This window comes from Bacillus sp. NEB1478, assembly GCF_031582965.1.
In the GTDB taxonomy this organism is placed as follows: domain Bacteria; phylum Bacillota; class Bacilli; order Bacillales; family Fictibacillaceae; genus Fictibacillus.
Genome location: NZ_CP134049.1, coordinates 2,387,576 through 2,407,892, shown reverse-complemented (window position 1 = coordinate 2,407,892; position 20,317 = coordinate 2,387,576). Strand labels below are relative to the sequence as shown.

The 20,317-nt window shown below is 37.9% G+C and carries 22 protein-coding genes and 1 other annotated feature; of the genes, 15 read left to right on the top strand and 7 right to left on the bottom strand.

Annotated features, from left to right (window positions below; all coding sequences use genetic code 11):
* Positions 1–81 precede the first annotated feature (81 nt).
* Both RGB74_RS11910 and RGB74_RS11905 read left to right on the top strand, forming a co-directional pair.
* A complete protein-coding gene (locus RGB74_RS11910) occupies positions 82–975 on the top strand; it encodes an NAD-dependent epimerase/dehydratase family protein (protein WP_310759521.1) in 894 nt (297 codons plus the stop codon).
* Positions 976–1,062: 87 nt separating this feature from the next.
* On the top strand, positions 1,063–1,242 hold the full coding sequence (locus RGB74_RS11905) for a ComZ family protein (protein ID WP_310759520.1): 180 nt from the start codon (positions 1,063–1,065) through the stop codon (positions 1,240–1,242).
* A gap of 36 nt (positions 1,243–1,278) precedes the next feature.
* Here RGB74_RS11905 and RGB74_RS11900 read toward each other — a convergent pair whose 3' ends face one another.
* On the bottom strand, positions 1,279–1,581 hold the full coding sequence (locus RGB74_RS11900; RefSeq protein ID WP_310759519.1) for a YppG family protein: 303 nt from the start codon (positions 1,579–1,581) through the stop codon (positions 1,279–1,281).
* A 188-nt stretch (positions 1,582–1,769) separates the two neighbouring features.
* On the opposite strand from RGB74_RS11900, the gene RGB74_RS11895 reads away from it, so the two are divergent.
* The 3 genes from RGB74_RS11895 to RGB74_RS11885 all read left to right on the top strand — a co-directional run bounded on the left by RGB74_RS11895 (position 1,770) and on the right by RGB74_RS11885 (position 4,868).
* A complete protein-coding gene (locus tag RGB74_RS11895; protein WP_310759518.1) occupies positions 1,770–2,702 on the top strand; it encodes a beta-ketoacyl-ACP synthase III in 933 nt (310 codons plus the stop codon).
* A 43-nt stretch (positions 2,703–2,745) separates the two neighbouring features.
* Positions 2,746–3,984, top strand: coding sequence for a beta-ketoacyl-ACP synthase II (gene fabF, locus RGB74_RS11890; protein WP_310759517.1), 1,239 nt, complete (start codon positions 2,746–2,748; stop codon positions 3,982–3,984).
* Positions 3,985–4,121: 137 nt separating this feature from the next.
* Positions 4,122–4,868 (top strand): YjbA family protein, encoded by a 747-nt coding sequence (locus RGB74_RS11885; protein ID WP_310759516.1) that lies wholly within the window; start codon positions 4,122–4,124, stop codon positions 4,866–4,868.
* 297 nt (positions 4,869–5,165) lie between these two features.
* Here RGB74_RS11885 and trpS read toward each other — a convergent pair whose 3' ends face one another.
* Together trpS and RGB74_RS11875 are read right to left on the bottom strand one after the other, a co-directional pair.
* Positions 5,166–6,155, bottom strand: a complete 990-nt coding sequence (trpS, locus tag RGB74_RS11880; protein ID WP_310759515.1) for a tryptophan--tRNA ligase — start codon at positions 6,153–6,155, stop codon at positions 5,166–5,168.
* A gap of 57 nt (positions 6,156–6,212) precedes the next feature.
* Positions 6,213–6,461 (bottom strand) — a binding site (T-box leader).
* Positions 6,462–6,486: 25 nt separating this feature from the next.
* Positions 6,487–6,864: a DUF3899 domain-containing protein gene (locus tag RGB74_RS11875; RefSeq protein ID WP_310759514.1), complete on the bottom strand. Its 378-nt coding sequence runs from the start codon at positions 6,862–6,864 to the stop codon at positions 6,487–6,489.
* Between the two features lie 431 nt (positions 6,865–7,295).
* Here RGB74_RS11875 and RGB74_RS11870 point away from each other — a divergent pair, with 431 nt between their 5' ends.
* The 6 genes from RGB74_RS11870 (at position 7,296) to RGB74_RS11845 (ending at position 14,165) form a co-directional block, all read left to right on the top strand.
* Complete coding sequence (locus RGB74_RS11870) at positions 7,296–8,975, top strand: peptide ABC transporter substrate-binding protein (RefSeq protein WP_310759513.1); 1,680 nt, start codon at positions 7,296–7,298, stop codon at positions 8,973–8,975.
* 232 nt (positions 8,976–9,207) lie between these two features.
* A complete protein-coding gene (gene opp3b, locus RGB74_RS11865) occupies positions 9,208–10,137 on the top strand; it encodes an oligopeptide ABC transporter permease (RefSeq protein WP_310759512.1) in 930 nt (309 codons plus the stop codon).
* Positions 10,137–11,159 (top strand): oligopeptide ABC transporter permease, encoded by a 1,023-nt coding sequence (gene opp3C / locus RGB74_RS11860; RefSeq protein WP_310759511.1) that lies wholly within the window; start codon positions 10,137–10,139, stop codon positions 11,157–11,159. Before opp3b ends, opp3C begins: the two co-directional genes overlap by 1 nt.
* Positions 11,160–11,176: 17 nt before the next feature.
* Positions 11,177–12,196, top strand: coding sequence for an ABC transporter ATP-binding protein (locus RGB74_RS11855; protein ID WP_310759510.1), 1,020 nt, complete (start codon positions 11,177–11,179; stop codon positions 12,194–12,196).
* On the top strand, positions 12,196–13,194 hold the full coding sequence (locus RGB74_RS11850; protein ID WP_310759509.1) for an ABC transporter ATP-binding protein: 999 nt from the start codon (positions 12,196–12,198) through the stop codon (positions 13,192–13,194). Before RGB74_RS11855 ends, RGB74_RS11850 begins: the two co-directional genes overlap by 1 nt.
* Positions 13,195–13,313: 119 nt before the next feature.
* Positions 13,314–14,165, top strand: a complete 852-nt coding sequence (locus tag RGB74_RS11845; protein ID WP_310759508.1) for a DegV family protein — start codon at positions 13,314–13,316, stop codon at positions 14,163–14,165.
* A gap of 21 nt (positions 14,166–14,186) precedes the next feature.
* Here RGB74_RS11845 and RGB74_RS11840 read toward each other — a convergent pair whose 3' ends face one another.
* The 3 genes from RGB74_RS11840 to RGB74_RS11830 all read right to left on the bottom strand — a co-directional run bounded on the left by RGB74_RS11840 (position 14,187) and on the right by RGB74_RS11830 (position 16,873).
* Positions 14,187–14,726 carry an HD domain-containing protein gene (locus RGB74_RS11840; RefSeq protein ID WP_310759507.1) on the bottom strand — a complete coding sequence of 180 codons (540 nt, stop codon included), beginning with the start codon at positions 14,724–14,726 and terminating at the stop codon, positions 14,187–14,189.
* 110 nt (positions 14,727–14,836) lie between these two features.
* A complete protein-coding gene (locus RGB74_RS11835) occupies positions 14,837–16,597 on the bottom strand; it encodes a UbiD family decarboxylase (protein WP_310759506.1) in 1,761 nt (586 codons plus the stop codon).
* Positions 16,598–16,690: 93 nt separating this feature from the next.
* Positions 16,691–16,873, bottom strand: coding sequence for a hypothetical protein (locus tag RGB74_RS11830; protein ID WP_310759505.1), 183 nt, complete (start codon positions 16,871–16,873; stop codon positions 16,691–16,693).
* Between the two features lie 125 nt (positions 16,874–16,998).
* Here RGB74_RS11830 and RGB74_RS11825 point away from each other — a divergent pair, with 125 nt between their 5' ends.
* The 3 genes from RGB74_RS11825 to spxA all read left to right on the top strand — a co-directional run bounded on the left by RGB74_RS11825 (position 16,999) and on the right by spxA (position 18,463).
* The gene (locus tag RGB74_RS11825) at positions 16,999–17,613 is read left to right on the top strand and encodes a GNAT family N-acetyltransferase (protein WP_310759504.1); all 615 of its coding nucleotides are present in this window, start codon (positions 16,999–17,001) and stop codon (positions 17,611–17,613) included.
* Between the two features lie 37 nt (positions 17,614–17,650).
* Complete coding sequence (locus RGB74_RS11820) at positions 17,651–17,785, top strand: hypothetical protein (RefSeq protein ID WP_310759503.1); 135 nt, start codon at positions 17,651–17,653, stop codon at positions 17,783–17,785.
* Between the two features lie 279 nt (positions 17,786–18,064).
* Positions 18,065–18,463 carry a transcriptional regulator SpxA gene (gene spxA / locus RGB74_RS11815; RefSeq protein ID WP_251312756.1) on the top strand — a complete coding sequence of 133 codons (399 nt, stop codon included), beginning with the start codon at positions 18,065–18,067 and terminating at the stop codon, positions 18,461–18,463.
* A 157-nt stretch (positions 18,464–18,620) separates the two neighbouring features.
* Here spxA and RGB74_RS11810 read toward each other — a convergent pair whose 3' ends face one another.
* Entirely contained in the window at positions 18,621–19,289 is a 669-nt protein-coding gene (locus tag RGB74_RS11810; protein WP_310759502.1) for a TerC family protein, read from the bottom strand.
* Positions 19,290–19,611: 322 nt separating this feature from the next.
* On the opposite strand from RGB74_RS11810, the gene mecA reads away from it, so the two are divergent.
* On the top strand, positions 19,612–20,283 hold the full coding sequence (gene mecA / locus RGB74_RS11805; protein ID WP_310759501.1) for an adaptor protein MecA: 672 nt from the start codon (positions 19,612–19,614) through the stop codon (positions 20,281–20,283).
* Positions 20,284–20,317: the final 34 nt, after the last annotated feature.

Below are 20,317 nucleotides of genomic sequence, written 5' to 3'. Positions count from 1 at the left end.
TTAAATGTAAAAAAGTATCGTATTCTCGCTCTTTACCCCATAGGATATTAAGAAGAGAAAAAAGATACTGGAGGCCCACTCATGAAAAAAGCATTTGTAACCGGAGCGGCGGGGTTTATCGGCTTTCATTTGTGCAGCCGGTTGTTAAATGAAGAAATTGATGTAATTGGAATAGACATGGCGGAATCACCTGACCGCATAGATTTTATTGCTCGCCATGCTGGATTTCAGTATGTTCCTTCTGATATAAATGAAGTTGAATTGAAACCTTATATACTTGGATGCGATGTTGTTTTTCATCTTGCTTGTTCGGTTAAACCTACTGCTCCATGGGCAAATATTGAGGATGAAGTACAACGACATGTTTCTGTATTAAAAAAGCTACTCTCCCATGCGAATGAGAATATAAAAGTGGTCTATGTTTCTTCTTATGATGTATATGGCAAAAGATCTGGGGAAGTTGTAGAAGAATCCCCCAAAAATCCGGAAACGCTATTTGGACTTATTAAATTAACAGAAGAAAATATGATTAAACAGCTTGCAGAGAAGCATTCTTTCCCATTTATTATTATGCGGCTGCCTACAGTGTATGGACCAGGGCAGCCTGATCATCATACTTACCATCAGCTTATTTCTTCGAACGTCTCAGAAAACCGGAAAAAAGATTCAATTACAAAAGATACAGTTACAGAGGATCTTCTTTTTGTAGATGATGCAGCAGAAGCATTATTTCTTGCAGGGAAATCCGGGTCTGTAAATCAGATATATAACATATCAAGCGGAAACCCGAATCATTGGCAGGAGGGACTGAAAGAATTGAAGGCTGAAAAAATGTCATTTACTGAAAAACGAAAGATGCGGATAAAAGGGGAAAAGGCGGAGGCAGAACTAGGTTTCAGAGCGAAAACAAAGATTAAGGAAGGCATACAAAAGCAGATTATTGATTTTATTAGCAGGAAATCAGACTCAAAATAATTTAGCAGCAGTAAAATTAATTTCGTAATGGTACATTTTTTATTATAATTTAGAAGGTGCATAAATTTTTTACAGGAGGACCTTCTAATGAATAACGAACTTAACATGAAACTTATGCAGATTGCCATGACACATCTGCCGGAAGCAAAAGCTTTTTTTGAGCAAAAAGGAATTGAGCTTGGTATGGAAGATATTCAGCCAATGCTACAGCTTTTAATGAATGTAATGAACGATGCGTATGAACTTGGAAAAGCAGAAAATAAATAAACAGCAAAAAAGCCAACCTGACCCGGTTGGCTTTTTTTACTTCTTTTTAAACGCGGAAAATATGGGTGATATTTGCTGTGCGACTTTTACAGATTGATCAATTACTGAAAAGATTTTATTGTAATCCAACGATCCTTCCTGCGTTCTGAAAGAATGTAAAAATGGGCGGGGAAATGGCTGTTGAAACGGCACTGGCGGCATCTGACGAAACATTGGGTTTCCGAAATTATGGGGTTGCATACCTGGCTGCATTGGATGCTGCTGGTCAGAACCCATCTGAAAACGTCCAGGAAACTGTGGAGGATACATCGGCTGCTGTCGATACTGAGAATTGTACATGTTGAACCACTCCTATAGTCAATTTCACTAAACTTACATTTTTCTTCCTTACAGGATATGCCCTTATGCGTTTGTTGGTGAAAGAATACCACTTTTAACTAGACAAAAACATAAATTTCACATAAAATTAGTACCAGGTCATAATATTTGATATAAAATTTAAAAATATAAGCCAAAGGGGTAATAATATGAAAGCAGGAATTATCGGAATGGGCAGTTACATTCCAGAGAAAATTTTGGCGAACTCAGACCTGGAAAAAATGGTAGATACTAATGATGAGTGGATCCGAACTCGAACTGGCATTGTAGAACGAAGAATAGCAGACGAATCAGTAAATACATCACATATGGCAAGACATGCAGCAGAAGAAGCGTTAGAAGATGCAGGAATTAAGGGAGAAGATATAGATTTAATAGTTGTTGCTACAGTAACTCCAGATAATCCGTTCCCGTCAGTAGCGTGCCTTCTGCAAGATTATTTAGGTGCAAAAAAGGCAGTAGCCATGGATGTTAGTGCTGCTTGTGCAGGGTTCATATATGCTACAGTAGTCGCAAAACAATTTATTGAATCAGGTACTTATAAAAATGTATTAGTAGTAGGTGTTGAAAAGCTTTCTAGAATTACTGATTGGAAAGACCGCAATACTGCAGTACTTTTCGGTGATGGAGCTGGAGCCGCCGTACTCTCAACAGTTAGCGAAGGTAGAGGGATCTTGTCATTTGAACTTGGCTCAGACGGTACGGGTGCAAAACACCTTTATCAGAATGAATTTATCCATATGAATGGAAGAGAAGTATTTAAATTTGCTGTAAGACAAATGGGAGAATCATCTTTAAATGTAGTTCACAAAGCCGGGTTAACAAAAGAAGATGTTGATTTCTTAATCCCGCACCAAGCAAATATAAGAATCATGGAAGCTTCAAGAGAAAGATTAGAGCTACCAAAAGAAAAAATGATTATGACCATTGACCGATTTGGCAATACTTCTTCTGCCTCAATACCAATGGCATTAAAAGAAGCTTTAAAAGATGGTAAGATAAAAGATGATCATACAATCGTACTTGTTGGATTCGGCGGGGGACTCACTTGGGGTGCTTTAGCCATTAAGTGGGGAAGATAATCTCTAAACGAACTTACGCAGCTTAAAGGAGAGTTGATTTACGATGAAGAAAAGAGTAGTTGTAACTGGTATGGGAGCAGTGACTCCCCTAGGAAATAATGTTGAAGAAACTTGGAAAAAGATTATAGAAGGACAAAGCGGGGTAGGTCCGCTTACGAGAAGAAATCCAGATAAATTCCCTGTTAAAGTAGCAGCAGAAGCGACGGAATTCAATCCGGAAGATTTTATGGATAAACGCGACGCGAGAAGAATGGACCGCTTTACTCAATTTGCGGTAGCTGCTTCAATAATGGCGGTTAAAGATGCTGACTTAGAAATCACAGAAGAAATTTCTCCGCGTGTGGGTGTATGGATTGGATCTGGAATTGGCGGAATGGATACGCATGAGGAGCAGTTCCGGATTTTTGAAGCAAAAGGAGTAAGACGTGTTAGTCCGTTCTTTGTACCGATGATGATTCCTGACATGGCATCTGGCCAAGTTTCGATTGCTATTGGAGCAAAGGGGATAAACTCTTGTACGGTAACTGCTTGTGCATCTGGTGCAAACTCTATTGGTGATGCGTTTAAAGTTATTCAGCGTGGAGACGCAGATGCTATGATTACAGGCGGTACAGAAGCGCCTATTACAGATATGGCTTTAGCTGGTTTCTGCCAGGCAGGCGCCCTTTCGACTAATCCAGATCCAAATACTGCAAGCCGTCCATTTGATAAGAACCGTACTGGTTTTATTATTGGTGAAGGTGCAGGTATATTAGTACTTGAAGAATATGAATTTGCTAAAAAACGCGGTGCAAAAATTTATGCTGAAATCGTTGGTTACGGTGCTACAGGTGATGCATACCACATTACACAGCCTGCTCCTGGTGGAGAAGGCGGAGTTCGCGCGATGAAACAAGCTGTAGAAGACAGTGGTTTGGCATTGGATGAAATCTCTTATATTAATGCACATGGTACTAGTACAGATTATAATGATAAATTTGAAACTGCTGCGATTAAAGAGCTTTTTAAAGAGCAAGCCTATAAAATTCCTGTAAGTTCAACAAAATCTATGACAGGTCATTTGTTAGGGGCTGCTGGCGGTATTGAAGCTATCTTTTCTGTAAAAGCAATTCAAGAAGGTATCCTTCCTCCAACTATCAATTATGAAACTCCGGATGAAGAGTGTGATCTTGATTATGTACCAAACGAAGCGAGACGTGCTGAAGTAAATGCTGTCTTAAGTAATTCATTAGGTTTCGGCGGACATAATGCATCCCTAGTGTTTAAGAAAATTGCAGAATAAATAAAGCCTAACCCCGTTGCATAACAAAAGCAGCGGGGTTTTATTTAAGTTTGTAAATTGCCTTATTTTAGAATAAAAAGGACAACCTCTGACTATACTGATTTTAAATACAAATCGGTAAAAAGTGAGGGGTACAAATGTTATACTTGCGTGATGTTTGGGTCAACTGGTTTGAGGGAGAGGAGAACGGTTATAACGTTTGTGAGTTTCATGAATGGCGAAAAGACGACTATATTGAGTTGTTGGATCAAGTGCCAATCTTAAAAATAGAATCAACACTTTTTCATTATATTGAAAATGATTTAAATGACCTCCCTGATGCCTTATTAGAAGAAGTACATCAAAAAGCGTATGTAAGAAAAAATAACCAACGCGTACAGCTGGAGCATTGTTTCATCATCACAGATATGAAGAAATCACTCATTGCAGATACAATGGGATACAGAATTCCAATTCGTAAAAGCAGACTCATTCCGAGACAAGAACAGCTTGTATTTGAAATGGCAGAACAAACCGATACAAAAGTTTTTACATTCAGCCAAAGACAGATAGACAAAGAATATCATATCCTATCTCCTAACCCTGACAGCATGAGAGGTTTAACAAGAAAAGAAAGACAATTAAAACAGCTGCTGTTCATGGCACTCGATCAGCTTCATTCTACAAAAAATGCCGCTGAAATGCGCTATTGGTGTACAGAATGGATGCCTGAAGCATACGGGAAAATCCAGAGAATGGATTTTGATGAAGCGTGGGAAGCTCTTTACGGGGAATTAAAAAGCGGCTGGTCGAAACAGCATTTGGATATGTGTGAACGGTTAGTAAAAGGTCAGCCTTATTTCGAAAAAATTTGGGAGCTTGAAAACGGAACACATGTGAACTAACTAAAATTATATTAAAAGTACTCAAAAGACGTTGATGAACAACACTTTTGAGTCTTTTTTTGATCATTTTTTTAATGAGATATGAATAATCCACCGGGTTTTGGCGTTATTCCACCGAGAATTAACAATATTCCACCGACTTTTACTCGTAATTCACCGAGAATTCTTCATATACTCCCGAACCGACAAAAAACGACATCCAGATACCGAACCTGCATTAAAAAAGCTGGTCTCAAATGATGTATAGTACAGGACATCAAGAGCCAGCTATTTTAAGTTTTTTTCTTGTTTTTCGGACTAAACTCTTTTACGAGCTAATCCCATAGCACGTTCAGCTTTATTTAACGTCTTGTTCGCTACTCTGTTTGCTTTTTCAGCACCGCGATCAAGAATGTCATCTAACTCAGAAGACTGTACAAATTCGTGATATCGTTTTTGGATCGGTTTTAATGTGTTAATAATAACTTCTGCAACTCCTTGTTTGAAGTCTCCGTATCCTTTGCCTTTATACTTTTCGACGATTGAAGAAATGCTCTCTCCAGTTAGTTGAGAGTAGATGGTAAGTAGGTTTGAAATACCAGGTTTTTTCTCTTTATCATATGCTACAACTCCATCAGAATCAGTAGTTGCGCGTTTGACTTTTTTCATGATAACAGATTCATCATCAAGCATTGAGATATATGAATTTTGGTTAGGATCCGATTTGCTCATTTTCTTTTCAGGATCCACAAGTGACATAATTCGAGCACCTTCAGTAGCGATGCGAGGCTCTGGTATAACAAAAATATCACGGTACTTTTTATTGAAACGTTCTGCAATATCTCGAGTAAGCTCAAGATGCTGTTTTTGATCATCACCTACTGGGACAATCCCAGTGTTATAGAGCAATATATCAGCGGCCATAAGTGGGGGATAAGTTAATAATCCTGCTGAAACAGCTTCTTTACCCGTTGATTTATCTTTAAATTGTGTCATGCGTTCCAATTCACCGATATATGACACACATTGCAGCATCCAGCCCATTTTCGTATGTGCAGGTACTTCCGATTGTATGAAAAGTGTCGACTTTTCTGGGTTAATTCCCGCTGCTAAATAAAGAGCTGCCAAGTTTCGGCTGTTTCTTTTTAATGCAGCAGGGTCCTGAGCGACTGTAATTGCATGCTGGTTTACTACACAGAAATAACAATCATGTTCATCCTGGAGCTCCACAAAATGCCTTAATGCCCCGATATAATTCCCGATCGTAATATTTCCGCTCGGCTGTATGCCTGAAAAGATTACAGACATGTTTCATCTCTCCTTTATAAATAAATTCAATATAAAAAGGCCCACTCGTCGCCTTATGCAAGGGACGAATGGACCGCGGTGCCACCCTTATAATTCTCAAATTAACTGAAAATCACTCAATACGTACGGGAATAATCCGATACGGCGTCCATTTATATCGTGCGGACATATACACGTCTGAGCCTACTAAAATGTTCGGTCAGAATGCTCCAAAGCCCATTCCACAAAGGTTCACTGCCTGTTTTCACCAACCACAGGCTCTCTAAAAGCTTCACTTCATGTACTCTTCTTTATCATCACATTATCATTTATTTTTTGTAGTATACACAAATCAAAGCGTATATGCAACGGCAATAGAAAAAATAGTTAAGATTATTCCGCTTATAAGAAACGATCGCATATAACTTCCGCTTACACGCTCTGAAATTCGGAAGTTTGTTTCAAACCTAGTTTGCTCATCGTAATCAGGATTCCTGGATAACGCTTTTGTCATCTTCTTAAAACTGAATGCAAAAAAATCAAAAAATCCGCTTTTGCCAACGTACATAGCAACACCAATTAAAGCGATTGGCAGTCCTATATAAAAAAGCGTAGTGATGAATGTTTCCAGGAACGCTCTGGAACCGTTATCAACAAATAATGTAATAGCAGCAGCAATTATTATTGCGACTCCCGAAATGATAAAGGACTTTTTTAACTCTTCTTTCATAATTGAAATCCCCCGACTAGTAAAAATTACACCAAAACTACTTTCAATGTAACACATATTTGAAAGTAGACCGTCCGACTTTACGCCTATTGTAACAAATGAAATATAAAAATGACGAAATTTAACAGAGATTCACTCCAATGTAAGTTTAAAGACTTCATCGAGAATGTAATAATCATGCTATTTATCCCCTATTATTGGTAAAATTTGTAGAATTATCAGAAAAAACACACTATGAATATATAGGTCTTTATCCCTATTTTTTGTTAAGGAAAAGTAAATATAATGGGATTTTTGTAAAAGTCTTAAAAAAAACAAATGCACAATTTTTTGAAAACTTGTATAATCGAACTTGTAGATGAAAATATCTGATAATTCTTGATGCTTTTATCTGCTAACAAATTAATGGGATAAAAAGGGGAGGTCGACTCATGAAGAAGTCAAAATGGTCATTACTTCTTACTCTAGTTCTAGTTTTGAGCATGTTCCTTGCTGCGTGTAGTGGTAAAGATGGCGAAAAACCTAAGGATTCAGGTAATGGAGATGGCGACAAAGCAGCTGCACCAAGTGAGCCGCAAGTACTTAACTTAACAGATGGTTCTGAAATTCCTTCAATGGATTCTTCACTAGCAACAGACCAAGTTTCATTTGAAGTTATGAACAACGTTATGGAAGGTCTATATCGTCTAGATAAAGATAACCAACCAACTCCAGGTGTTGCTGAAAAGTACGACCTAAGCGATGACGGTTTGGTTTACACGTTCCATTTAAATCCAAACGCAAAATGGAGTGACGGATCTCAAGTTACTGCTAAAGATTTCGTTTACTCTTGGAGAAAAGCGTTAAACCCAGATACACTTTCTGAGTACGCTTATATCATGGGACCAGTTAAAAACGCTAACGCAATCCAAGATGATCAAGATCCGTTATACGGAAAAGTTGATCAACTAGGTGTTGAAGCAGTTGATGATGCAACTCTTAAAGTAACTCTTGAAGCTCCAGCTCCTTATTTCTTAGGACTAACTGGATTCGCAACTTTCTATCCTCAAAAAGAAGAGTATGTTAAGTCTCAAGGCGACAAGTACGCTTTAGAAGCTTCAAACCTTCTTTACAATGGTCCTTTCGTACTTTCTGATTGGAAGCATAACGAAGGATGGCAGTTTAAAAAGAACGATAAATACTGGGATGCTAAAACAGTAAAATTAGATGAAATCAACGTTAAGATTGTTAAAGACGTAGCAACAGGCGTTAACCTTTACGAAACTGGTGCAGTTGATACAACTGGACTTAATGCAGAATTCGTAGATCAATACAAAGATAATCCAGATATGTATAAGCGTGGGGATGCTGCAGTTTACTTCCTTCGTTTGAACCAAAAGAACCCAGCTCTTAAAAATGCAAAAATCCGTAAAGCGCTTGACATGGCTTACGACAAGAAATCTATGAACGATGTTATCAACAATAACGGTTCTACTGAAGCTTACTACTTAGTACCAAAAGATTTCACGTTTAGCAAAGACGGAGAAGATTTCCGTAAAACTAACGGTGACTTCGGTGGATACGATCCAGAAGGCGCTAAGAAGCTTTTTGAAGAAGGTCTAAAAGAAATTGGCAAGAAAGAAGTTTCTCTTGAACTATTGAACTACGACTCTGAATCTTCTAAGAAGATCGGTGAGTTCATCAAGAACCAATTAGAAAAGAACCTTCCTGGTATGAAAGTTAGCATTAAAGCACAACCTTTTGCACAAAAACTTGACCTAGAATCAGCTGGAGACTATGACTTCTCATTCGCTGGTTGGGGACCTGACTATCAAGATCCAATGACGTTCCTTGACATGTTCGTAACGGATGGATCTCATAACCAAATGGCATACTCAAATCCTGCGTATGACAAGCTAATCAACGATGCTAAGAAAGAAGCTGACCAAGATAAGCGTTGGAACATGATGCTTGAAGCTGAGAAAGTTCTTTTCGAAGACCAAGCGATCTCTCCAATGTACCAAAAAGGTGTAGTTGGACTTCGTAAGCCTTATGTTAAAGGCACAGTTAACCACTTATTCGGAGCTGATACTTCTTACAAGTGGATCTATATCGATGGTAAGCAAAAGTAAGTTCTTTGAAAAACAGTAAATAGCAATTCTCAGGAGAGTACATGTGTTCCTGACATGTGCTCTCTTTTTTGCCATGAATTTACCGTTGGAAATATTTAAACTAAGAAAGAAATCAGAAAATGTCGAAAAAAAAATATTTTCTATTGATATAAAATATTTTGTCCCTTAGAATTAATATTACAGAAAGATTTCAAAGACATTCTAGTTTGAAACATTGGGGGAGGTGTTTGTAATGTTGCGCTATATATCAAAGCGAGTATTCGCTATGCTTTTAACACTTTTTATCATTGCAACTATTACATTCTTTTTAATGAAGCTTTTACCGGGTTCTCCATTTAAAAATCAAGAAAAGTTAACGGAAGCCCAAAAGTATGCTCTTAACGAAAAATACGGGTTAAATGACCCGGTGCCTGTTCAATACGTTACTTATCTAGGGAGATTGGCACAGGGTGATTTAGGATATACATTCCAGTTTAATGGTCGTACCGTTAATAGCATGATCGTAAATGGTATGGGACCATCAGCCACAATCGGGGTTGAAGCACTGATTTTTGGTACACTCGTTGGTTTGATCTTTGGTGTCACAGCCGCCTTAAAACACAACACATTTATTGATTACGGCGCCATGGTTATTGCTGTATTCGGAATTGCAATACCTTCATTTGTTTTTGCGGGACTTTTGCAGTACTACGTAGGTGTAAAGCTTCAATGGCTGCCGGTTGCCTTTTGGAACGGACCTGAGTATCACATAATGCCGGCGTTTTCGCTATCCGTATTTGTAATTGCGACAATTGCTCGTTTTATGAGAACTGAAATGCTAGAAATTTTAGGAACCGATTACATTTTAATGGCGAGAGCAAAGGGCGCTAGCAAAATGTCAGTAATTATCAAGCACTGTGTGCGTAACAGCTTGATTCCAATCATCACAATTTTAGGACCGATGGCAATCGGCTTGATTACCGGCTCACTTGTAATTGAAAATATATTTGCCATCCCTGGTATTGGTGAGCAATTCATTAAAGCCATTCAAGTAAATGACTATCCGATGATTATGGGGACTACGCTGTTTTTCAGTTTCTTAATCGTAGTTATCATTTTAATCGTAGATATTTTATACGGAATTATCGATCCTCGTATCCGTGTAGCAGGAGGTAAATCATAATGAATGTTACAGAAAAACAACTTACACCTGATTTATTCCGCCCTGCAGAATTAGGAACGGGCAAAAGCGAAGAGATTTCTAAGCCAAGTTTAAGCTTCTGGCAAGATGCGTTTAGACGGTTAAGAAAAAATAGAGGTGCAATGCTCGCTTTCTTCGCTATCGTGTTCATTATTGCCTTTTCACTTATCGCTCCGTTGTTTAGTAAATATGGTATTGATGACCAAGAATTAATGAGATCCAATTTGCCCCCTAAAATTCAAGGACTAGAAAAAATTGAATTTTTAGGTGTAAATGGAGTCGATATTCGCGGCACAAACCCATATGAACTGAAAAACATTCCAAAAGATCAATACTTCTGGTTTGGAACAGATGGCTTAGGCCGTGACCAATGGGTTCGAGTTTGGAAAGGTACTCAAATTTCACTTTATATCGCGTTTCTTGCTGCTGCCATCGATTTAATTGTGGGTGTAACATATGGCGGTATCTCTGCTTTTTATGGCGGTAGAACAGATGATTTAATGCAGCGTTTTGTTGAAGTTTTATATGGTATTCCAAACCTGGTCGTAATCATTTTGTTTATTATCATTTTGGACCCAGGTATTCTATCCATTACACTAGCCATCTGTATAACAGGGTGGATAGGGATGTCGCGAATCGTACGTGCTCAAATTTTAAAATTAAAGCATCAAGAGTTTGTCCTTGCTTCAAAAACATTAGGGTCGACCAATGGCCGTTTAATTACGAAGCATTTATTGCCAAACACACTAGGTGCGATTATAGTATCAGCAACATTTACAATTCCAGGCGCTATTTTCTTTGAATCTTTCCTAAGCTTTATCGGTCTAGGAATTCAACCGCCTACAGCTTCTCTAGGTTCATTGATCAGTGATGGGTTCAAATCGTTGCGTATTTTCCCGCATCTGGCATTGTATCCTGCATCTGTTATGTGTATTCTAATGATCAGCTTTAACCTGATCGGGGACGGATTGCGTGATGCACTAGATCCTAAGATGAGACGATAGGAAGGAGATTTTATAATATGGAAAAGCTATTAGAATTAGATAACCTGCATGTCTCCTTCCAGACATATGGGGGAGAAGTTAAAGCCGTTCGAGGTGTTAACTTTAGTTTAGAAAAAGGTGAGTCCCTAGCAATCGTTGGTGAATCAGGTTCTGGTAAATCTGTTACTTCGAAAGCAATTATGAGATTATTGCCGAATAAAATTGGTTCAATTAAAGAAGGTTCTATCCGTTTTGAAGGAAAAGATCTGGCTAAGGCTACAGAACGTGAAATGGAAAAAATCCGTGGTGCTGAAATCTCAATGATTTTCCAAGATCCGATGACATCTCTAAACCCAACGATGACTATCGGGAAACAAATCATGGAAGGTCTTCGCAAACACCAAAACATGTCTAAAAGCGAAGCGAAAGAACGTGCAATTAATTTGCTTAAGCTTGTTGGTATTCCTAACCCTGAACTTCGTATTTTGGAATATCCGCATCAATTTTCTGGCGGTATGCGCCAGCGTGTTGTAATCGCAATCGCACTTGCGTGTAATCCGAAAGTATTGATTGCAGATGAACCAACAACAGCTTTAGATGTTACCATTCAAGCTCAGATTCTTGACTTGATGCGTGACCTGCAAGATAAGACAGGTACAGCTATCATCCTTATTACACATGACCTTGGTGTTGTTGCTAATTTAGCTCAGCGTGTAGCAGTTATGTATGGCGGTATCATTGTTGAAACAGGAACAGTTGATGAAATTTTCTATAAGCCTAAGCATCCATATACATGGGGATTATTGGCTTCTATGCCTAAACTGAATGCTGAATCAAAAGAATTGATTGCAATCCCGGGAACACCGCCTGATTTAATGAATCCTCCAAAAGGATGTCCATTTGCAGCGCGTTGCCCTTATGCAATGGAAGTTTGTTTAGAGCATATGCCTGAAGCTATAGATGTTTCTTCTTCACATAAAGCCGCTTGCTGGTTATTAGATGAGCGAGCTCCAAAAGTAGAACCGCCTGAAGCTGCAGTTGTTGGAGGTGCGCAATAATGGCAGTAATTGAAAGAGAAAAATTACTTGAAGTAAAGAATCTTAAAAAACATTTCCCAGCTGGAAAAAAGGCCGTACTAAAAGCTGTTGACGGTGTTTCCTTTGACATTTATAAAGGTGAAACATTAGGGCTAGTTGGCGAATCTGGTTGTGGAAAGTCTACAACTGGACGTACAATTATCCGTCTATATGAAGCTACTGATGGTGAAGTACATTACGAGGGTGAAGATGTACACGATAGTAAATCACGCTCCGAACTGAAGAAATTCAATCGGAAAATGCAGATGATTTTCCAAGATCCTTACGCTTCACTGAATCCTCGTATGACTGTAAAAGATATCATTGCGGAAGGTATTGATATCCATGGTCTTGCAAAAACGAAAAAAGAGCGTAATGAGCGTGTAATTGAATTGCTGGAAACGGTTGGTTTGAATCGTGAGCACGCAAACCGTTATCCACATGAATTCTCAGGTGGACAGCGTCAGCGTATCGGGATTGCTCGTGCACTGGCTGTTGATCCTGACTTTATCATTGCCGATGAGCCGATCTCAGCATTGGACGTTTCGATTCAGGCACAGGTTGTTAACTTGATGATGAAGCTTCAAAAAGAACGCGGACTCACTTACCTATTTATTGCCCATGATCTATCTATGGTTAAACACATTTCTGATCGTGTCGGTGTAATGTATTTAGGTAACATTGTAGAGCTTACGGACAGTGATGAGCTTTATGAAGAGCCGCTGCATCCTTATACACAAGCATTATTGTCTGCAATACCTGTACCAGATCCTGAACTTGAGCGCAGCCGTGAGCGAATCATCCTGGAAGGTGACGTACCAAGTCCTATTAACCCTCCAAGCGGATGTAAATTCCGTACACGTTGTCCTCATGCGATGGATGTGTGTGCTGCAGTCCAGCCAAAATGGCAAGAAGCACGCGAAGGACATTGGGTTGCTTGCCACTTGTATGATGAAGAGGCAATGAAGCAAAATAATTAAACATTTTGAAGCGGTCTCCTTATTACAGGAGGCCGTTTTTTATGTTAAACTAATTTGTATATGTAAAGCGTATACAAACCTTACTTGAAAAGGTATGAAGCAGAAATGAGGTAGTGATATTGAAGCTTAGTTTTGTTGTGGATAGTGCAAGTGATATTAAAATTAATGAAGAACAAATAAACACCCCTTTAATAGTAGTTCCACTTAATGTACAGTTTGGTGAAGATCACTATTTGGATGGGGTTAATATAACCGACGATGAATTTTATAGCCGGATGGCTAGAGAAGCTGATCTTCCAAAAACAAGTCAGCCTTCACCACAATCTTTTTTTGATACATTCAAAAAAGAACTAGATAAAGGTAATCATGTCTTATATATCGGATTATCATCAAATCTAAGTGGCACTGTTCAGAGTGCTACAATTGCAAAAGGAATGTTAAATGAAGAAGAACAAGAAAAAGTCACTATTTTTGATTCTGGTATTGCTTCTGCAGGGGTGAAAATACTTTTGCATGAAGCAAACGAGATGCTTTTAAATAATGCGTCAATTCAGGATATATTGAGTAAATTAGAAGTTACAAAGGCTGGAATAACAGGATATTTACTAATAGAAACAATCGAAAATCTTAAAAAAGGCGGCAGAATTTCAGCTGTTCAGGGTGCTATTGCGGGAATGCTGAATATTAAGCCCATGATTTCAATAGAAGATGGAACGGTTGAAACGATTGGTAAATATAGAGGATCAAAAAAGGGAATTGCTAAAATGAAAGAAATGATTCTTCATTGGAAAACAAGCAATCCTGGAAAAACGCTATATATTATCCATAGCTTATCATCCACTCAAGAAGTAAAAAATGAGTTTGCAGACATATTTGATTTTTCAAGTTTTCCTAATGTTAATTATACTCGTTTTGGCAGCACTATTGGAACCTATGCCAGTGAGCGAGCAATTGGATTTGTAAGTTATTAATTTTAAAAACACTCTTTTCCATTAGGAAACAGAGTGTTTTATTTTTTTTTCAGCATGATATTCATCTACCATTTCATCTAGTTTTTTTAGCATAGCAATCGCTTTTTTATCGCTAATTGTCCGGTAATGGTGGTTTCCGCCTGGTTCTTCATCACTTTCATCCGCTAGTGCCACAACTTTTTGCAGCGGGTTTAATTCAAGGCTTCCTTCTGGAAGGTACGAATCAGTATGAAGTAAGATTGCCAGGGCAATTTCTTTTGCTTTTCTTCGATCTTCTCCAAGTGAAACGAGTATTCTGTGTGCACGCTCTGCTCCTTTAATAGCATGAATGTCGTTTTCTTTGTACATATCATAGTCCCAGTGACCATTCTTATACCATGTATAATGACCAATATCATGAAGAAATGCTGCCTTAGTTGCTAAGTCAGGATTAACTCCAAGTTTAACTGCTAAGTGATAAGCGTGGTAAGCAGTCGAAATCGCATGCACCATTCCTGATCTTTTTACATATTTTTGTACATCAGGATGATTATATAAGCTCAATAATGTTAATTGTCTCATTTGGTTTTTCTCCTTTCTATAAAAATGTATATTGTTATATACAATACCACCGAATAGACAAGTTATCAACTTAAAAATACAAAAAAGAAGCGAATAATCGCTTCTTTTTCTTATCTAGGAAAATACTCATCCCAGCGTTCTGTTACCTTTTGATCGATATCTTCTCTTGTTTCTACAACATCTGGGTAAAATGGTTTCATTCTTGCATCAATGATAATAGTACCTTCATATTTAATGCGGTTACGGTCGATCGTACTCTTCGCATAGACATCATATGCAGGATCAAATCGGGTGAAGGTTGTCCATAAAAATTCAGATTGAGTAGATGCGATTGATGCATCATCCACTAAGAAAACGAGCGGCCACTCTTTGAAAGAATCATGGCTATTTTTTAATAAATGTTCAGCAAAGTCAGGAGCATCGGCAAATGATGGACCGCTTACGGTTAAGCAGCCACCGCAAAATACACCAACTTGATCGATTCCAGAAATAGTTCCGCCTTCATATGTGCGTTTTAATTCACGCACAGGTTCGCCTAGTCCAGTCATTATGGCTTTTGAACCGGTATTAAACTTTCGGCCGGTATAATCCAATGTATCCATCGATGTATCATGAATAATTAATAAATCGCGTTCAGGTAAGAATCTTTCTAGTACACCTTCAGCTAGCTCAGCAAAATTCTGCAAGTTTACAGCCTTGTTTGTGACCATTAAAAATTTAGTTAAAGTCAACTGTCCTTCACCCATGATTCTGAAAGCGTGGGCAAGTCCTTCCTTATAATAAGATTCTCTTACCACTGCGCCGGCCAGGGCATGGAAACCTGTTTCGGCATATGTCCATAAATCACGGACGCCATTCATGACAACAGGGAATAGCGGACTCATTAAACGCTGCAAATACTCACCTATGAAGTAATCTTCTTGTTTTGGTTTCCCTACAACGGTAGCAGGATAAATAGCATCTTTTCGCTTCCACATTTTTTCAACGTTAAAGACAGGGAAGTCATGTGCCCAAGAATAATACCCATAATGATCACCAAACGGTCCTTCAGGTTCACGTACATTTGGAGGCACTGCACCTCCAAACGCAAATTCTGCCTCTGCAATCAATGGATGGGGGTGGCCATCAACATGTGTTAAGTTCAGTTTATCACCCATTAACATCGAGGAAAACATGAGTTCGGGCACTGCTTCTGGAAGCGGAGCGATCGCACTGATCATCAGCGAGGGTGGACCGCCTAAAAATAAAGTTACCGGTAATGCTTCGTTTTTCTTTTCAGCTTCATAATGATGGAATCCCCCGCCTTTATGGATCTGCCAGTGGATGCCTGTTTTGTTTTTTTCTTTTATTTCAATTCGGTACATTCCAAGATTATGCTCATGCTTATCTGGATGTTCTGTATAAACGAGCGGCAGTGTGACAAAAGGATTGCTGTCTAAATGCCAGCCTGTTAACGCTGGCAGGTCAGTCATATTGACGTTTGTCGTATATGTTTCAAGCAAAGGTGCTTTACTTTTCCCTACTTTTTTTGTGCCCAGAGATAAGACATCCTTAATCATCCCTTTTTTCTTCCAAAGTATTGATGGAGACGGAGGCATGAGTTCATCCAAAGAAGAAACAAGGTCTTTTACCAATGCTTCTGGTTTTGGACCAAATGCCATATCAACTCGTTTGATCGTTCCAAATAAATTTGTTACAACTGGGATGTTTTTTCCTTTAATGTTTGTAAATAAAAGAGCTGGACCTTCTTCCTCAATAACACGTCTATGTATTTCAGGAATTTCGAGATAAGGATCAACTTCTGCGTTGATTTCTATGATTTCGTTTTCTTTTCTAAGCTGGTTAATGAAAGTTCTCAGGTTTTTATGCATTTGGACACCTCGGGTTTCGTATGTTACCCTTATCATTATAAATCAGTTTGCTTTGTAAATGTAAAAAAACAACCCATTTTTCGGGTTGTTTCATCACGTTCTTCTTTTAATAGGATTCCAATTTTGTTGAATGGACTTCGATTTATCCACGAAATGATAAACTTTTTTGCCGCCAAATAATTTGACAGCGATTACTTGGGAAATAGTTCCCATCATTGCTGTAATTCCAACCACGCACAAAGCCAAAAGGATTAAATCGGTAAAAAATGCAGCCAATTGGATTCCTCCTTTTTACTGAAATGGTTCACGTACTTCTGTCTTCTATTTTAACGAATGATAACAAAGGAAGAAAGAGGGAAAACTATATTTAATCATAAAAATAAGGAGATGATGGGGAAACGATGAATTGGTATGAAAAATTAAATCAATACTTTCCGATTGAAGAGATGAAATCAAAGGAGCATATGGAATTGCTTCTTGATGAAAAAAGCGATATTTATCATAAAGATGAAGGGAAAAACCATGTACTGATGTATGTAGAACTCCCTAACTTTGTCTTTATTGATTATTTATTTGTTTCAAAGGAATCCAGAGGTGAAGGACTGGGGCATAAGCTTATTGAGCAATTGAAGGGTAAAGGAAAGCCGATACTTCTTGAAGTAGAGCCGGTAGATTACGAAGATACAGATACAGAGAAAAGACAGCGTTTTTACAAACGAGAAGGATTCAAACATGCTGCTAGTATCGGATACCGCAGAAGATCACTTGCAACGAATAAAATAAATGAGATGGAAATATTATTTTGGGCGCCAAGTGAAGAATCTGAGGAAACTATTTATGAAAACATGAAAAAGACGTATAATGAAATACACACATACAAAGATAGTGAATTGTATGGAAAGTCTTATCAGCCAGCGAGTGAAGTGCTTGTACTTGAATATGAAGACACAGGCAGCATAGCTGAACCTGAAGTGCTAATAAAGGATGAAACTGAGCGAGAGTCCGCTTCTGAGTAGTCTAGACCATTTTCCTTTTAAGGGAGGATCAGGTATTATGAAACAAAAAGACAAAAAGAAAAAAACGAAACGCGAACTTTGGAAAGAAATGCTGAAGAAAAACTTGAAGAATCTTAAACCTTCTATGCCAAGAAAAGGTCCAGCTTCTCAAGTGAAAAAAACGATTGCATAATGAGAAATGGGTGGCTTTTGTCCACTCTTTTTTATTTTTTATGTTTTATGAAACTTTTTATTGGGTAATACGTCTATATATATGTACATAGTAAATTGCAGTTTATGTATATACGGGTATGAACAATGTTGTATTACATTTGTATGTCAAATTAGTAAAATTGTATAAATGCTTGTATAACACCTACCTAAATGATAAAAAGTGTAGTATACTATGAATGATGATTTAATAACTTTTTTAAAGTACCTAAATCAAAAGAGGGGAAGGAGAGATCCGATTATGGTCACACTATTTACTTCGCCGAGCTGTACATCATGCCGAAAAGCAAAAGCATGGTTAAAAGAAAATGAAATTCCATATCAAGAAAGAAACATATTTTCAGAGCCACTCTCAATAGAAGAGGTAAAGCAAATTTTGCGAATGACTGAGGACGGTACTGATGAGATTATATCAACTCGTTCCAAGACGTTCCAAGAATTAAACATTAATCTTGAATCCATGCCTTTGCAGGATTTATATCAGCTCATTGCAGATCATCCAGGATTATTAAGACGTCCTATTATTTTGGATGAAAAGCGTTTGCAAGTCGGATACAATGAAGACGAAATTCGACGCTTCTTACCAAGAAAAGTTCGAACATTCCAGCTTATGGAAGCACAGCGTCTTGTAAATGAATAATATAAAAACTTCCGTTAGTTTCAGCGGAAGTTTTTTATTTAACTGCGGATTCCAGTTGTCTTACTTGAGAACAAAGAAAATGGTAATAACAAATGAATTTCGGCGTTGATCAATAATAATAAAAATCCTGCCCCGTTATGGAGGCAGGATTTTATTATTAGTTATTTGTTTTTCCTTTTAACTTATTCGTAAAGATTCCACCGAAAATCACACCTAGAATCAAGAAGATATATACTCCGTATTCAAGCAATGGATTATCTGCAAAAACAGAATGAATCATTTTTTCCTCTGTAATCATACCTGCTGCAGTAAAAGCAAGAACACCCGCTCCTAAATAAATTAATAATGGGAAACGCTCCATAAAGTGTAATATTATTTTACTGCCCCATATAATTATAGGTACAGAAACTAAAAGCCCAATCATGACTAAAATAATATTTCCATGTGCAGCACCGGCAACTGCCAATACATTATCAAGTCCCATTGCAATATCAGCAAATACAATGGTTTTAACAGCATCAGATAAACTTTTACCAGCTTTCACATTAAGATCTTCATCTTCTTCAAGAATAAGCTTATACGCGATGATAACTAGCAGTACTCCGCCAATTAAGTAAAGGTAAGGTATATTTAATAAATAAACGGCCAGGACTGTTAGTATGATACGAACTATGATTGCAAGACCCGTTCCCAAAAAGATAGCCTTATTTCTTTGAGTTTCAGGTAAGTTTCGGCTTGCCAGAGCAATGACAATGGCATTATCACCACCAAGAAGGATATCAATTGCGATGATTTGTAAAAGGGATATGAGAAAATCAGTTTCCAAGCTTAAGCCCCCCGTGATTAATGAAATTTCATGTGAGTTATGGTACAATATGTTAACCCTTAAGACCTAATGAATTATAGTCTAGCTTGTACTTTGCGTCAAGTTTCAAGCTGTGTTGTACTTCACATTGAGAGGTAAAAAAGGGCAGTAATTTTACGCCTTTTTTATTTCCATATTAGCTGATTTGTCATAGAATAAGGTACAAGAGGTTTATAGTGATTGACGTGTTACTGGTTGGAAACTTAAAGGAACTTTGAAATGCTTTTTTCTAGGGGTATTTATCCCTTCACGAACAAACCGGAGAGAAGGGAGAGAAGCAGACATGGAAATTGAAAGAGTGAATGAGTTCACCATAAAATTTTTTATTACGTATCGTGACATAGAAGATCGAGGATTTGACCGCGAAGAAATATGGTCTGATCGAGAAAGAGGAGAAGAACTTTTTTGGGAAATGATGGATGAGGCCCATCAGCAAGAACAATTTCCACTAGAAGGTCCTCTTTGGATTCAAGTCCAAGCTTTAGATAAAGGACTCGAAATTATCGTAACGCGTGCCCAAATGTCTAAAGACGGCAAAAAAATTGAACTCCCTATCGGTGATGATAAGCTGGATCTTCCCGTTGATCAGCATATTGAGAAGCTGCTCGACCAGCAATTTCAAGTTGAAGAAGAAGAATACGATGAATTAGAAGAATCGGATGAGGATTATTTATCGTTCTTGTTTACGTTTAATGACTTTGAAGATGTTATTTTATTAAGTCACACGATCGATTCTTCGTCATTTGAAAACTCGTTGTATCATTTCGAAGGAAGATATTTTCTATATGTGACATTTAATGCAGAAGCTACTGACAAAGAACAAGATGATTTACTGGCACAGCTTCTCGAATACGGAAACGACTCTGACCTATCTGTTTATCGGATTCAGGAGTATGGAAAAAATATTGTATCCGAAAATGCATTAGATCACGTTCAAGAATATTTTAAATTATAAGTTTTTGCCGATTTCAGTTTCTATTGAAATCGGT

Coding starts and splice junctions, on each gene's coding strand:
- trpS (WP_310759515.1), bottom strand. CDS start 6,155: ATGTCTGTAATCTTTTCAGGCATACAGCCGAGCGGAAATATTACGATC.
- RGB74_RS11895 (WP_310759518.1), top strand. CDS start 1,770: ATGAAAGCAGGAATTATCGGAATGGGCAGTTACATTCCAGAGAAAATT.
- opp3C (WP_310759511.1), top strand. CDS start 10,137: ATGAATGTTACAGAAAAACAACTTACACCTGATTTATTCCGCCCTGCA.
- RGB74_RS11900 (WP_310759519.1), bottom strand. CDS start 1,581: ATGTACAATTCTCAGTATCGACAGCAGCCGATGTATCCTCCACAGTTT.
- RGB74_RS11905 (WP_310759520.1), top strand. CDS start 1,063: ATGAATAACGAACTTAACATGAAACTTATGCAGATTGCCATGACACAT.
- mecA (WP_310759501.1), top strand. CDS start 19,612: ATGGAAATTGAAAGAGTGAATGAGTTCACCATAAAATTTTTTATTACG.
- fabF (WP_310759517.1), top strand. CDS start 2,746: ATGAAGAAAAGAGTAGTTGTAACTGGTATGGGAGCAGTGACTCCCCTA.
- RGB74_RS11875 (WP_310759514.1), bottom strand. CDS start 6,864: ATGAAAGAAGAGTTAAAAAAGTCCTTTATCATTTCGGGAGTCGCAATA.
- RGB74_RS11855 (WP_310759510.1), top strand. CDS start 11,177: ATGGAAAAGCTATTAGAATTAGATAACCTGCATGTCTCCTTCCAGACA.
- RGB74_RS11910 (WP_310759521.1), top strand. CDS start 82: ATGAAAAAAGCATTTGTAACCGGAGCGGCGGGGTTTATCGGCTTTCAT.
- RGB74_RS11870 (WP_310759513.1), top strand. CDS start 7,296: ATGAAGAAGTCAAAATGGTCATTACTTCTTACTCTAGTTCTAGTTTTG.
- RGB74_RS11820 (WP_310759503.1), top strand. CDS start 17,651: ATGAAACAAAAAGACAAAAAGAAAAAAACGAAACGCGAACTTTGGAAA.
- RGB74_RS11825 (WP_310759504.1), top strand. CDS start 16,999: ATGAATTGGTATGAAAAATTAAATCAATACTTTCCGATTGAAGAGATG.
- RGB74_RS11840 (WP_310759507.1), bottom strand. CDS start 14,726: ATGAGACAATTAACATTATTGAGCTTATATAATCATCCTGATGTACAA.
- RGB74_RS11885 (WP_310759516.1), top strand. CDS start 4,122: ATGTTATACTTGCGTGATGTTTGGGTCAACTGGTTTGAGGGAGAGGAG.
- spxA (WP_251312756.1), top strand. CDS start 18,065: ATGGTCACACTATTTACTTCGCCGAGCTGTACATCATGCCGAAAAGCA.
- RGB74_RS11835 (WP_310759506.1), bottom strand. CDS start 16,597: ATGCATAAAAACCTGAGAACTTTCATTAACCAGCTTAGAAAAGAAAAC.
- opp3b (WP_310759512.1), top strand. CDS start 9,208: ATGTTGCGCTATATATCAAAGCGAGTATTCGCTATGCTTTTAACACTT.
- RGB74_RS11850 (WP_310759509.1), top strand. CDS start 12,196: ATGGCAGTAATTGAAAGAGAAAAATTACTTGAAGTAAAGAATCTTAAA.